Genomic DNA, 13,234 nt, shown 5'->3' on the forward strand with positions numbered 1-13,234 from the left:
GGATGTGCTCCGGCGAGGCCGGCCTTTGTCAATCGCGCGCGGGCGCACGGGAGGTTTCGGGGGCGATGCGAGGCGATAGATCATGAACAGCGAGCAGACGCATCACTTCGCGGTGACCACCACGGCGATGATCGCGGTATTGCGGACATCCACGATAGCGATGATGCATCTCGTCATGCAAAAATTGCCGCCTCACGAGCGGGAAGTGGTCTTCCGCGAGATCGCCAGCACGATCGGCGACCTGCCCCCCGACTACACCCAGGAGAGCCCGGTCGGGACGAGGTTCTACGAGGAGGTGGTGGCCGAGGCGCCGGAGCTCGCGAAGGCGTTCGCGCGGGACCTGCGCCGGACCTTCGACCGAAAGGATCCCTGACGCCGGGGGCCCGGTGCGGCCGGCCCGCGGCTCCCGGAACGGCGAAGATCGCCGCGCGACCGCCTTCCCGCCCCGCCGGGCGGACCTCGGTCCGATCGGGGGATGTCTCGGGGGGACGGCCCTCGGAAGTGCCATGAGGATATCGATGGGTTCGAGGGACCGACGTTCTCGGCGGCGCCGTTCCGGCAGCCGCGTCGATGGTGGGCCCGGGGAGCCCGCGCGGCCGGCCCGGCCCGCCACGGCCGTGCTCCTGGCGGGCGTGGCCGCAGCGCTCGGCGTCCCCGAGGCGGCCTTCCGCGATGGCTCGGCGGCGCTGGCAGAGCACGCCGAGACGGCCGCGATGTTGCAGGCGTGGCAGGGCCTGCGCCACCGGGCGGACCGCCAGGAGGTCCTGGCCCTCGCGCGCGCCCTGGCGTTGGCGCCCCCTGGCGGGCCGGGCCAATGACGAATCCTGTTCAGGGCCGCGGCGGACCGGCATCGCGGGCGACAGCTCGCACCAGCCCCGGCCGGCCGGCTTCGGAACGACATCCCAGAACCGAGCGGCGACGTTGAAGACGTTGCGCCCGCTCGCCGCGGACCGTGACCGCCGGACCCTCGCCGACCAGGGGCATGCCGCCTGCGCGCACCGCGGGGCCGACACGGACCTTCGATAGGTCGACGACCGAGTAGACGTTCGATCTCCAGGTTGTCCCGCCCAACCACGGCCCCAGGGTCGACGCGGCGCTCGACGATCTTGCCCGCGATGTGTGAGCGGATCTCCTGACGCTCGCACTGTCCCTCCGGCTGGTTCGGCAGGCGTCGATCTCGGCCGTGCCCTGGCCCGGGAAGATGAGCTTGCGCCGGGCGGCGTCCTCCCTGACCTTGAGGTCAGGTCGCTCGCCTGCGAGCGCAGGTACTGCCGCTCGGACGTGATGCGCTTGGCACAGAGGACCTTGTCGCGCTCGAACACCGGCCTCCGGGGGGCGGCGGACACCCTGGCGACGGGGTACTCGCCCTTCGATTCGGTGATCTCGCGGCCGTCGAGCGGGGCGACGACCTCGCCCTTCGCCATCCGGTCGCCGCGGCCCATGCGCAGCCTGGCGACCTCGCCGGTCGTCTTCGCCGTGATGGGCGCGGCCGGCATCCTGCGCCCCGAGCCGCCACGTCGCGATCAGGAAGCCGTCGGCGATGGTCAGCGGCGCGGGGAGGGGACACCTGAACATGTCGATGCCATGGGCGGTCGGCCGCAGGCGTGGGCGCGCGGTGCCGCCGTTCGAGTGCAGGTACCGGACAGGCTTCCTCACGCCCTCGGTGGCTCGAACGGCTCCCGGACCCTGCCAGCGGCATGCACGGGCCGGTCGCCGACCGGGAACGTCGTGGCCGTCCAGGCGGCGCCCCCGGCGGCCGGAGCGAGAACGGGCATCGCGTCCTGCGCGCGGGATTGGGCGTGGTCGGCCAAGTCGTCCTTGGCATGCCGGCCCGCGCCATGGTCGTGGTCGGCGAACGCGTGCACGACAGGCGTCGTAGCCCCACGACGACCATCGACCATCGTCGGCATGACCAGGACGGCCATCGGCGCGAATGCGAGGGCCACCGCCATGAGACGCCGTCACGAGGACACCCGACCCCCCTCTCTCGAAACGAGCCAGCCGACGCCGGAACGTCGATTTCCCTTCTCATATCCTATCCGGGGGGATAGCACGTCGACATGGAACGTGCGCACGCCTCCCACCCGGACATCGTCAAGCGCCTGAGGCGCGCCAACGGCCACCTCGCCGGCGTCATCGCCATGATCGAGGAGGGCCGCGCCTGCGTGGACCTCGCGCAGCAGCTCCACGCGGTCGAAAGCGCCATCGCCAGCGCCAAGCGCGTCCTCATCCAGGACCACATGGAACACTGCATCGGCGACGGGGTCGGGGACGGCGGCACGACCGCCAAGGCCGCGCTCGCCGAGTTCAAGGCGTTGGCGAAGTACCTGTGAGGCTCGCCCGATGCTGAGCGTCCTCGCCGACCGGACCTACCGGCACCTCTACGCCGCGCAGGTCATCGCCCTGATCGGCACCGGCCTGCTGACGGTCGCACTCGGGCTGCTGGCCTATCGCCTCGCAGGCCCGGAGGCCGGCGCGGTGCTCGGCATGGCGCTCGCCATCAAGATGGTCGCCTATGTGCTGGTGGCGCCCGTGGCGAACGCATTCACCGGGCGGTTGCCGCGTCGCGCCTTCCTGGTTTCGACCGACCTCGTCCGCGCCGCCGTCGCCCTGATCCTGCCGTTCGTCGGCCAGGTCTGGCAGGTCTACGTCCTCGTCTTCGTGCTTCAGTCCTGCTCGGCCGCCTTCACCCCGACCTTCCAGGCGACCATCCCGGACATCCTGCCCGAGGAGCGCGACTACACCCGGGCGCTCTCCCTCTCACGGCTGGCCTACGACCTGGAGAATCTGCTCAGCCCGGCGCTCGCTGCGGTCCTGCTGACCGTCATCGACTTCCACTGGCTGTTCGGAGGGACCGTGGCGGGCTTCCTGTGCTCGGCGGCGCTCGTCGTCTCAGTCAGCCTGCCGAGCCCGAAGTCGACCGAGCGCCGCGGGATCTATGATCGGACCACGAGGGGTCTGCGCATCTACCTCGCCACGCCCCGCCTGCGCGGGTTGCTGGCCCTAAAACCTCGCGGTGTCGGCGGCCGGCTCGATGGTCATCGTCAACACCGTCGTGATCGCGCGCGCCATCCTGCACCGGCCCCAGAACGACGTCGCCGTGGCGCTCGGGTTGTTCGGCGGTGGCTCGATGGTTGCGGCCCTGCTCCTGCCGCGGGCGCTCGACCGGCTGCCGGACCGGACCGTGATGCTGCCTGCGGCGGGTCTCCTCGGCGTCGGGCTGCTCGCCTTCGCCGCGACGACCTGGGGAGGCGTGATCGGCTGGCCGATGCTCCTCACGACCTGGCTCGTGCTCGGGGCTGGCTACTCCGCCGCCCAGACCCCGACCGGGCGGCTGCTCCGGCGCTCGGCCACGCCCGAGGATCGGCCCGCGGTGTTCGCGGCGCAGTTCGCCCTGTCGCACGTCGCTTGGCTCATCACCTATCCGCTCGCGGGCTGGCTCGGCGCAGAGGCCGGCCTGCCGGTCACGCTCGCGGTCCTGGGTGCGCTCACCCTGGCGGCCGTCGCGGCGGCGGCCGTGCTGGGGCCCGCCTCGGATCCGGACGTCGTCGAGCACGCGCATCCCGACCTCTCGCCCGACCACCCCCACCTTGCGGGCGCCGGCCGGGGCCGGCACGTCCACGCCTTCGTCATCGACGACCTGCATCCCCGGTGGCCGACGGCTGGGCCGGGCTGAGGCCGGCACGCACCGGGCGCTGCCGGCGGAACGCCAGGGCGCCGGTCCCAAGCCGTGCGCCCCATGCCGTCCACCGGGCGGGCCGCCGGCTGCGGGGAGGCTTGCTCGTCCCCGACATCTGCGTCTGACCGCGGTCTGCCGCAACGGCTGCGCATCCCGGTGGCCAGGCCGGGAGCCGCCCTGCGCGTGCCGGGCGGTGCGGGGCTGCGCGGGACCGATGGGCGGGCGGCCAACTGTTCCGTCCTCGCATCCCGAAGCGCGCCGGAAGCGCGCCGCCGTTGCGGCCTGGCGGCGTCGTGGCGTCCGGGACCGTCGTTCGGTCAAGCCACCGAGCCACACTCCGACTCGGCCATCGGGTGCCGCCCGGCCTTGGCCGGGTGCGCGGTGGCCCGGGCCACGACCCCGGGTGTCAGGCGCTTCGCCGCTCCCTACGAGATGCTGACGGTCCGGCGTGGATCGGCTCGGACCGCATTCCCCTCGGTCGCCTGACGAGCCGAGCCGCGCGTGGCGTCCCAGGAAAGGGGCGGCACGTCCCCCGAGTGGCCATCCAACCCCATGACGCGCATCGAAGTCTCGCGCGCGAAGGACTTGAGCGTCCACGACCAGCGGGGGGACGACGATGCGTCCGTCCACGGGATCCCGCCCCGGGGCCGCGACGACGGGACGTTTCAGATGCCCGTGTTTCCGCGCGCCGGGAATGGGCCGCGCCGCAGCGGCGGCGATCCGTTGCCTTGTGCCAAGAAACTGCGCGCGGCATCCTCAACACGGCTCATCGGTGGCCTCAGATCATGCGGCGGACGCGCGCGATCCCGGTCCCAGACGAGCATGACCGGAGCGGCTTCGGCGACATCACGCCGGTCCCGCCGCCGCCCGAACCTCGTGCGGCCCTCGCCGCCAAGGTCGCCGCGGCGCCGGTGTCGCCGCGGCAGCGCGCTTTCACGGACACGGCGACCGCCGCCGAAGGCAGGGCCGGACTTCAAGGGACCCCGGTTCCTGGCCGGAAAGGGAACGTTCCGCGTATGCCCGATCTGGGAGGATGGGTGAGCCGCCAGATCAGAATTGCTCGGAAGCGATCGCACGCCAGAAGCCTCAGGTGAGGGGTTCCAGCTGTCGCCGGATCTGCAGCTCCCGCCGGGCCTGCTCTCGAACGTCGTTTCGTGTGGCGGGATTTGCGATCTTGCGGTTCAGGCTATCGGTCGTATGGCCGTCGAAGGGTCGTTCGGCCATCCAACGTCGGCGGATCAACCCGATCATCGACTGCTTGGTCATTCTCGCCTTCGCGCCGGCTGGCGCTTCCCCATCCACTCGCGGGCAGCGCAATGATCGTAGCCGAGGCCGGTGTGATCGCACCCGGATTCCGCTCGGCGTCCACAAGCCGGGAAAGGCGGCCTGCCCGCTTCCGACCCAACCGAGCCGCCAAGAGCGCTGGCAGCTCCCCTCATAAGCGGCTGTCCTTCTCGGCGTGGGGACCGGGTGAAAACGGGTTTCGGTGTGCCGGTGCGAAGTTGTGACAGCGCGCGCGGTGCCGCGTGCGCTCACACGCGGAGGGCGGCGTGGACGGGGACCGGTGCCAAGGGCCGCCATCACCCGCTCCGGACCGTAGGCCAGGACCAGAAAGCCCATCTCGGTCGCCTCGTTTCCCAACCGGCGCATCCGGAAGTGCATCGCCCCCATCCAACCTCAGGGAGTCCCGAACCGCGATCGCGAGGCCAAGGTTACCGGTGCCTCCCCTGGCGGCGATGGCCCTGCCTGACTGCGCGGTCCCGATGTAGGATCGGTAGGTCTCACCGTTCGGCCGCCTTCCCGCTCCGCGATCTCGCGGTGGGCGTCGAGGGCGGCCGCGCGGCCCGCGTCGGTCCGCAGTCCGTGCCACAGCCGCAGCATTCGTCAGGACCGACCGCTCGTGGCGTCGCCCTGGGGTCGAGAACCGCTCGATTGGCCGGCGCAGCCGGTCCGCCATTGCGCGGAGACACAGGTCTGGCAAGTCGTCTCGATCGCGCACGCGGTCATCCCGCTGGGCCCGGAGATGCTGATGTAGGTTGTGTTATGCCGCCAAGAATTGAAATAGCACGTGTGACATCCGTCCGTTCATCGCGCGCGGGGAGCACGGCCGGACCACGCGACGATGATCTTCGTGACCGACGCTCGCGGGCGATGCGTCTACGCCTGCCCTGAGTGGGAGGCACTCACCGGCCAGCCAAGCACGGAGGCCCTCGGTCGGGGGTGGGTCCTACGCGTTCACCCGGACGACCGCGGCACCGCCACCGGCATTCTCGATGAGGCCCTCGCGAGCGGGGCGGAGTTCAGCATCCGGTATCGCCTGCTCAAGCCCGACGATACCCCGCGCTGGGTTGGGGCGGGTGGCGTGCCTTCGTTCGGCATCGAGAACGGCGCGTTCATCGGCTATCTCGGCTCGATCACCGAACTGGCCAGGGGGGGCACCGATACGATCGCGGCCTATGGCAACGTCGGTCGGTTCGTGCCGCCCCCACCCCACCCGGCGACCATGCCGATCGACACCCTCGACCTTATCGCCGATCACTTGATCATCACCCATTCGCTGATCGAGGAGGACGACGGGGCGAAGGCAGCGCTGCCGGGCGTGCGGATCGCCCTACTTGAAGTTGGCCTTGCCCTTGCCGCCCGGATGCGGATGCAGAGCCGGTCGCTGAACTGACCGACCAGGACAGAACCCGCGTCGCGGCGGACTGGATGCGGTCACCGGACACGAAGACCCACCGCTACCCCTGGCCCTCCTGCGAACCGTCGCATGCGGCCTCGGTCGCCGGCCCAGACGGCGGCTCATCCGGCGCCTCGGCGCCCGCCGCAGCGGCCTCGACGGCGGACAGCACGCGATGGCGCGTCACCGGGTCGGAGATCGCCGCGAACGCCCTGACGAGCCTTGCCGTCTCCGGATGGCGCAGCAGGTCGAGGACCGGCGATACGCCCTCGATCGAGCCGACCGTTCCGACGAAGAAGGTCGCGACCGGGACGCGCAGCCGATCCGCGATGGCTTGCAGGCGATCGGCGCCGGTCCTGTAGCCCACCGCCCCGTCCGCTGGTCGGCGCCGAACGGAGGCATGGGACGCGGGGCCGAGAGCTGTTCGGTCCGCTCCATGAGCGGTCGGCGTTTCGGCGACGCCAGTGCTGGTCGCGCATCCACCGGTCGGGCGTTTAGTGGTGGGGCGCCACCTCGACTTCGGCTCGGTCGTCATGTGCGGTGGGGCCCCTCGGGCGATGGCCGAAGCCTGCCGCCCCGACAAGGTTCTCAAACCGCACCACGCCGGATGGAGTTTCGTGCAGCGCAACAATCCCAGCGTGCGTCTGTGGCATGGCTCGGTCGTTCGGCTTGGCGGCACGTCCACATCCTGCGTCGCGTCGATGGGCGGGGAGTGCCGCAACGTTCGGGGCCCCGGCCCCATCTAGAGCGGCCGCCTGCGTGCCCGACGTCCGAACGGCCTGGCAGCTCTCCGATGCGTGCGCATCCGCCTCGGCAGGCCCGAGCCGGCTGCGGCCGCGACGGTCAGAGAGAGGTCCCTTCGGTTCAAGGACGGGCTCCCTGAATGAGGGGTCGACGGTCGAATGCCGATGACACTGCCAGCGAGCCATCGACGATCCACCATGAGCCCCCGGGTCTCGGCGAACCTGTCCACCGACCCGCGTCCGATCGAGCGACGGGCCCGCGGACAAGGCTTTGCGGTTTCCTCGGGGGGAATCCGGGCGCGGGCCGGTCGACGGCTCGGATCGCGCGTCGCTGCGCCCATGACAGTCCGCAACCTCCGGCGAACACCATCGGCTGAGCCGCTTCCACGCTGCTGGTCGTCTGCGCGGCGGTCGAACGGCGCCGGGGTCGGCCGGCGGCCCCGACGGCGGGCTCGGATCGGTGCCCGACGCTGGGCCGGGGCCTCGCGCCGTTCCGCGGCGCCCTATGGCGCTGCGCGGCGGCGGGTTCCTGGCAACCGGTCGGCCACGGCCCCGGCGGACGGGCGCACGACCGGTCGGGAGCCCACTCCAGGCCCGGATCGCGGCGGCCGTCTCCGCCGTGTGGCTGGCGTCGCGCGAGGGAGGGTTCCGACGTCCTCCCTGCGATAGAACGTCGGGCCGCCGGGCGACCCGGACCCGAAGGCCGGCCCGATCCCGGACCGCGACAGCCTCCGCGCCATCGCCGCCGCAGAGGTCCCCTCGGCGCGCGCCAGCTCGCCGGCGGACACGAAGCCCTGCCGGAACTGCGCCCAGTCCGCGCGCGCCACCTCGCGCCGGTGCCGGTTCCGGAAGCCACAGGGCGCGCGGCGCAGTCCGAGCCGGCCCGACGCGACCAGGGACCTCGCGAGCCCGCGGTCGCCGACCCGGGCCACGACCTCCGTCCAGGGGACGTCGTCGCTGGGCGCCCGTTGCAGCGCCGCGACGTCGGCGACCCGGAGGACCAGGGCGGGGAGCCCGGCCCGGCCGCGCACCCGTCCCCGGGGGGCAAGGCGGCCGTCCAGGACCGCCCGCACGATCGAGCCGATCGACGACATGCCGCGCCGCGCGGCCTCCGGCAGCGGGGCGCAGCCCGCGGGCACGTCGCGCAGGCGCGGCACCCCCGTGAACACCCCGACGGCGAGTCGCTCCACGGCGGCCCGGTCGAACCGGTCCTCGCGGACCTCGCGCCCGTGCCGCGGCAGTACAGGGACCAGGCAGCCGGCGGACACGACCGAGGCCATCCCTTCGTTGGTCAGCCCGAGCGCCCGCCGCGCCTGCGCCGACCAGCACGTCGCGGCGGCGAGGTCGGCGAGACGGGCGCAGTCCGCGGCGGCGTAGAGCGGTATCGGGCTCGGCCCCGGCGCCGGGACCGCCCCGAGAGACGCGAGCAGACGCTCGACGGTCGCCTTCTCCAGGCCGGCGGCCCTGCTGAGACGGGCGACCGTCCCGAGGACCGGCTCCGTGACGGGCCGGCCGAGCAGGTCCCTGCCCGGTGGAAGGGGCAGGGACGCGATGGCGTGCGCGCGGAGCGCCTCGCGGACCGGCCCGTAGGCCGGGTCCCGCTCGTCGTGCACGAGCCAGCCGTAGAGCCGGCCGTAGGCCAGGCCGGGGGTCAACTCGTCGCGGTCCGGCCGGGCCGTCGCCACCAAGCCGTCGAGGAAGGAGCGGAACGGCGAGGGGCCGCCGTCGAACGCCGCCATGCCGGCGGACAGCAGCGGGCCGGCGTCCACCAGCCTGGCGTCGCTCCGCGCGCGGCGTCCGTGGAGGCGCATCGCGCCGACGCGCTCAATGAGGGGGATGGCGGCGGCCAGCGACAGCGCGTCGAGCAGCGGGACCCGGCGCCGCTCCACGAAGCCGAGTCGCCCGAGGACGTAGGTCTCGCCGGGGAAGCCGGCCTCGCTGGCCGGGATGGCGGGATCCGGCATGCCGGCGTCCCCCGCCGCCGCCGCGGCGAGGTCGGTCCCGTGCCGGGGGCAGCGCCGGAGGGAGCGGACGTCCCACCAGGCCCTGCGGAACGCACGGGGGGGCGGCGCGTCGAGCCGTCCCGCGTCCTCTGCCTCGCAGGCGCGGCAGCGTCGCCGGGCCGGGGGCGACCAATCGGCCCGCGCGACGACCTCGTCGCCGAGCCGGACCGTCGCGCCCTCGACCACGAAGGTGGCGGCCCGCAGGGCGCCGGCGTCGACGCCGGCCAGCGCGGCGACCCGGTCCGTGTCGCGCCCCGCCACGACCGACCTCCAGTCCAGGCCGTTGGCGGCCGCGAACGCCGCCGGGCTCCCGGCCCCGTACCGCCGCGAGAGGCGTTCGAGCAGGGCGTAGGCCGGCTCGCCGCTGCCCGGCGCCAGGTGCAGCGGCAGGCGGGCCGCCGGCTCGGGCCTACTTGCCATAGCTCGGCTCCGGGACGCCGCCGGTCCCGCGCAGGCGGGTCAGGTCGCCCCCTGCCGGCGTCGCCGGGCGCCGGAGCGCCCTGCACACCGCGTCGGGTTTCATGAGGAACGGGTTGGCGCCGTCGCCGCGGCGACGCCAGCGCTCGTAGGCCACGGCGAGGGTGTCGTCGACGCAGTTGTGACCGGCCTTGAACGACATCTCCGCGGCGAGGTGGATGAGCTTGGACGCGAGGCCGACATAGCCGTCCGTTGCGAGCCGGAAGCGGTCGACCTTCTCGGCGAAGCCGCTTCTTGCCCGGAAATGCAGGGCCACGAGTTGGTCGTCGTAATGATTGAGGAAGTCGGCGAACTCCTCCCGGGCGACCTCGCCGGCGAACGGCGTCATCGGCAGCTTCGCGCCGCGGCGCTCGAACTGCTTCCAGCGATCGAAGAAGGTCATGACGGACGGCTCGCCCGCCAGCACGAGCTGGATGTCGGTCTCGTTCAGGAGCGTCTTGAGGGTCTCGGACACGGTGCGCTCGTGCCTGTCCGTGCGCGCCAGGTTCACGATGTGCTGGAACTCGTCGATCTTGACCACCCGCACCCCGCGCGCCTGCGCGACCTTGACGAACTGCCGCATCAGCATCGGCTCGGACGGCCGGTCGCTCGCCTCGTACCCGGCCACCTGCGACAGCATCTTGACCAGGAGCGCCTTCATGCGGCCGGGCGAGGGCGCGTCCAGGCGCAGGACCGGCAGGGGGTCCGCCCAACTCGTCTTGACGTCGGGGAAGTCGACCGCCGTCAGCTCGCGGTCGAGGACCCAGCTCTTGCCCGCCCCGGCCTCGCCGCCGATCACCAGGACGTTGCCCCGCTCCCGCCGGCGCGCGCGGTCGCGCAGCAGGCGCATCTCCCGCTGGGCCTCCCCGTACGCCACGGTGGGGACGTGGATGCGTTCCCGCATGGCCAGGACGAAGGCGTCGAGCCGGGCGGCGTTGTGCGGCGCGTCCCAGTTCGTCCTGCCGCCGCCCGCAGGACCGCCGGGCGCGGCCGCGCCGGAGGGGGGCGCGGATCCGGGGACCGGCTCGCGGGAGGCGTGGGGGGCGGGCGTCATGGCGTGTGTCATGGGTATCGTCCTCAGTCGTAGTATTGCGAGCGGGTGGCCACGGAGCCGCGGCGGGCCGGCGCGCCGGCAGCCTCGGCGGGGGAATGCGTCGCCGCGGCGGACGGTGCCCCGGCCGCCTCGGGCGTCGGCAGGGCTGCGACGGCACGGGCCGGCCGGGCGGCGTCGGCGAACTTCTGCTTCCCCCTGCCCAGGGGCTTCCCGGCGCGGTCGTCCCGGCTGGCCCGCTCGAACATCTCCACGCGCGCGTCCGCCAGCGTCTCCCGACGGACCCGCTCGGATTCGGGCGTACGCTCCTTCGACCGGTTCCTGAGCCGCTTCCACATGTCGAGGTCGAGGCCCTCGATCAGGTCCGGCTCCTGGCAGGTCGCCCGGATCTCCACGTTGGGCTCGACCGTGTCGTCCCAGACGGTCATCGTCGTCAGGTCGAGCGGGTCGAGCGCGCACCGCCACTTCCGCTTGCGTCCGTGGAGCTCCCGCAGGCGCTCCAGCTCGGCGCAGTCCCAGTGCAGTTCGAGGTACTCGATGCCGGTGTCCTGGATCGGCTTCAGCAGCGGCAGGGCGGTGGCCACCACGACGTCGCGCGCGCTGGGCGGCATGTCCACCCCGAGGGGCGACATCTCCTGCCAGACCTCCATCGGCGTCCTGTGGAACAGCCCGCGGTGGTTCTTCTGATGGTAGTAGGCCGCCACCCAGATCGCGAACAGCACCCTGATCTCGCCCATGGTCATGCGGGCGCGGTCGTGCGGGCGGTAGTCGCCGCGCCGCTCCGGGCTTCCGAACGTTCGGCCGGGCATCGTTGCGAAGTTGCGCTGGACCTCGCCGAAGAAGCGCTCGACGCGCCCCTTCTCCCAGGGCGCCCGCCGCGGGCAGTAGAGCAGCTCGAAGCCGAGCTTGGCCGCCGCGGCCTTCAGGGCGAGGCTGTGGAACTCCTTGCCGTTGTCGAGCCTCAGGACCTTCGGCATCCCGAAGACCGGATTCACGACCGCGCGCCCGTTCACGCTCACGTCTGCCTTCGCCGAGAGCATGCTGCGCAGGCACAGCATCACCGACACGTACGAGGGGGGATCCAGCGAGATCGACCATCCCACCACGCATCGCGTCGCCGTGCAGATGGCGAGCGTCAGCCAGGGCCGCCCGGCGATGCCGCGCTTTCGCCGATGGGAGCCCTCCTCGGTCTCAAGCGGTTCGCCGCCGCGGTCGCGCACGACCGTCACGTCCAGGAGGACGTGATCGATCTCGATGACCTCGCACGCCTTCTTCGGCGAGGCCCGGCGCCGCTTGGCGTCGAAGCGCATCGCCGCCTTGCGCGGCTTGAGCCGGGCCTCGGCGAGCTCGCGGGCGCCGAAGCGCCCCGTGACGAAACGGTGGAGCGCCGTCTCCGTGAGCGGCGTGAGCCTGTCGCCGGTCTCCCGGTTGTGCTGCTGGACGCGCCCCGCCACGTACTCGTGGAGAAGGCGGATCGTCGGGCCTTCCTCCTGGCGGTAGAAGGTCCTGACGGCTTCGGCCATGAGGTCGACGAGGGCGGGCGCCAGCTCCCTGGGCTTGCGCCCCTTGCGATCGTCGAGCCGCACCAGGGCGGAGGGCTCGCGGCCGGACCGCTCCCAGCGCCGCATCCAATCCCGCAGCGTGGGGCCGGACGGCGTGGCCTCGGCCCTCGCCTGCTTCCGCGCCGCGGCGTCGGGCAGGAGGCCCGGGACGCCGGCCCGGCGCCGCCTGAGGCTCGCCACCGCCCGGGCCACGGACGCGTACCGGCGTGCGTTGCGCCGGAACAGCGTTCCGTCGCCGTTCTTCCGGCGCTCCTCCAGCCTGTCGATCGCCATGACGTAGTCCAGGCGGCGCTCGGCCTCCGCCTGCCTGTGGTCGGGGAACTCGGACAGGCTCCGCCGCAGGTTCTCGCGGATGCCGGCCGGCAGGGCCGGGTGCAGCTGCCTCGGGATCACGAACTTCCCGGAGAAGTAGAGCGACGCGATCTCCTTCGGTCCGTGCGTCACCGTGCGCCCGTCCACCTCGCTCCGGAACACGCAGCCGGCCTGCTCGCGCGACATGTACGTATGCGTGACGTCCTCGATCCTGACCGAGGAGCCGAGGGGGAAGTTGATGAAGGGCACGATCATGGGTCGCTGCCGACTTGCCGGGCGGTGGGCGCGGGAGGGGAGTGATGGCGACGGGCGCGGTCCGGGCCGCCCGGACGGGCAATCAGGCGCGCCGGTCCCGCTCGGCGCGCCGGGCGGCGCACAGCAGCAGGGCGATCGCCCGTGCCGGCCGCGCCATCTCGCGCTCGGTCCAGACGACGAAGCCGATCCCCCGGGCGTGGAGGGCGTCGCGGACGGCCCTGTGACGGGCCATCGTCCCGGGCCGACGGGCGAGGCGCCGCGGCTTGACCTCGACGTAGGCGATCCCGAGCGCGGTCAGCGCGCCGAAGTCGGCGGTGTATCGGCGCGGCGTCCCCGCGTCGTCCCACGACTCGGCGGCCGGTTGCTCCAGGTAGTCGGAGACCTCCCGCGCCTCCTCCAGCAGGGTCGCGGCGGTCCGTTCGAGAAGGCTTTCGTAGGCCACCATCCGCCCCGTCTTCCTCGACGGCCGGAAGCCGCTGAAGGTGTCGCGGCGGCC

General features: G+C 72.8%; 10 protein-coding genes and 2 pseudogenes. 5 read left to right on the plus strand and 7 right to left on the minus strand.

The window, feature by feature from the left end; translation table 11 throughout:
* The first annotated feature begins 82 nt into the window (after positions 1-82).
* Together ME121_RS15130 and ME121_RS15135 are read left to right on the plus strand one after the other, a co-directional pair.
* Positions 83-373, plus strand: a complete 291-nt coding sequence (locus ME121_RS15130; protein ID WP_024828429.1) for a hypothetical protein — start codon at positions 83-85, stop codon at positions 371-373.
* 145 nt (positions 374-518) lie between these two features.
* On the plus strand, positions 519-818 hold the full coding sequence (locus ME121_RS15135) for a hypothetical protein (RefSeq protein WP_127992114.1): 300 nt from the start codon (positions 519-521) through the stop codon (positions 816-818).
* A gap of 834 nt (positions 819-1,652) precedes the next feature.
* Here the strand turns inward: ME121_RS15135 and ME121_RS15140 are convergent.
* On the minus strand, positions 1,653-1,952 hold the full coding sequence (locus ME121_RS15140) for a hypothetical protein (protein ID WP_059409111.1): 300 nt from the start codon (positions 1,950-1,952) through the stop codon (positions 1,653-1,655).
* Positions 1,953-2,060: 108 nt separating this feature from the next.
* Here ME121_RS15140 and ME121_RS15145 point away from each other — a divergent pair, with 108 nt between their 5' ends.
* Both ME121_RS15145 and ME121_RS15150 read left to right on the plus strand, forming a co-directional pair.
* Entirely contained in the window at positions 2,061-2,333 is a 273-nt protein-coding gene (locus ME121_RS15145) for a metal-sensing transcriptional repressor (protein ID WP_059409112.1), read from the plus strand.
* 10 nt (positions 2,334-2,343) lie between these two features.
* A pseudogene (locus ME121_RS15150) lies at positions 2,344-3,676 on the plus strand (MFS transporter).
* Between the two features lie 1,089 nt (positions 3,677-4,765).
* Here ME121_RS15150 and ME121_RS33665 read toward each other — a convergent pair.
* The gene (locus tag ME121_RS33665; RefSeq protein WP_179240002.1) at positions 4,766-4,945 is read right to left on the minus strand and encodes a hypothetical protein; all 180 of its coding nucleotides are present in this window, start codon (positions 4,943-4,945) and stop codon (positions 4,766-4,768) included.
* A gap of 856 nt (positions 4,946-5,801) precedes the next feature.
* Here ME121_RS33665 and ME121_RS15155 point away from each other — a divergent pair.
* Positions 5,802-6,353 carry a PAS domain-containing protein gene (locus ME121_RS15155; RefSeq protein ID WP_059409113.1) on the plus strand — a complete coding sequence of 184 codons (552 nt, stop codon included), beginning with the start codon at positions 5,802-5,804 and terminating at the stop codon, positions 6,351-6,353.
* 64 nt (positions 6,354-6,417) lie between these two features.
* Here ME121_RS15155 and ME121_RS15160 read toward each other — a convergent pair whose 3' ends face one another.
* From ME121_RS15160 to ME121_RS15180, 5 genes and pseudogenes are all read right to left on the minus strand, one after another.
* Positions 6,418-6,723: a hypothetical protein gene (locus ME121_RS15160; RefSeq protein WP_024828423.1), complete on the minus strand. Its 306-nt coding sequence runs from the start codon at positions 6,721-6,723 to the stop codon at positions 6,418-6,420.
* Positions 6,724-7,602: 879 nt separating this feature from the next.
* Entirely contained in the window at positions 7,603-9,522 is a 1,920-nt protein-coding gene (locus ME121_RS15165) for a TniQ family protein (protein ID WP_059409114.1), read from the minus strand.
* A complete protein-coding gene (locus ME121_RS15170; RefSeq protein WP_089231484.1) occupies positions 9,512-10,624 on the minus strand; it encodes a TniB family NTP-binding protein in 1,113 nt (370 codons plus the stop codon). Before ME121_RS15170 ends, ME121_RS15165 begins: the two co-directional genes overlap by 11 nt.
* Before the next feature lie 11 nt (positions 10,625-10,635).
* The gene (locus tag ME121_RS15175; RefSeq protein ID WP_059409116.1) at positions 10,636-12,738 is read right to left on the minus strand and encodes a TnsB C-terminal domain-containing protein; all 2,103 of its coding nucleotides are present in this window, start codon (positions 12,736-12,738) and stop codon (positions 10,636-10,638) included.
* Positions 12,739-12,820: 82 nt separating this feature from the next.
* A pseudogene (locus tag ME121_RS15180) lies at positions 12,821-13,234 on the minus strand (TnsA endonuclease N-terminal domain-containing protein); the annotation flags it as partial.

This window comes from Methylobacterium sp. ME121, assembly GCF_000974725.1.
Lineage (GTDB): Bacteria > Pseudomonadota > Alphaproteobacteria > Rhizobiales > Beijerinckiaceae > Methylobacterium > Methylobacterium radiotolerans.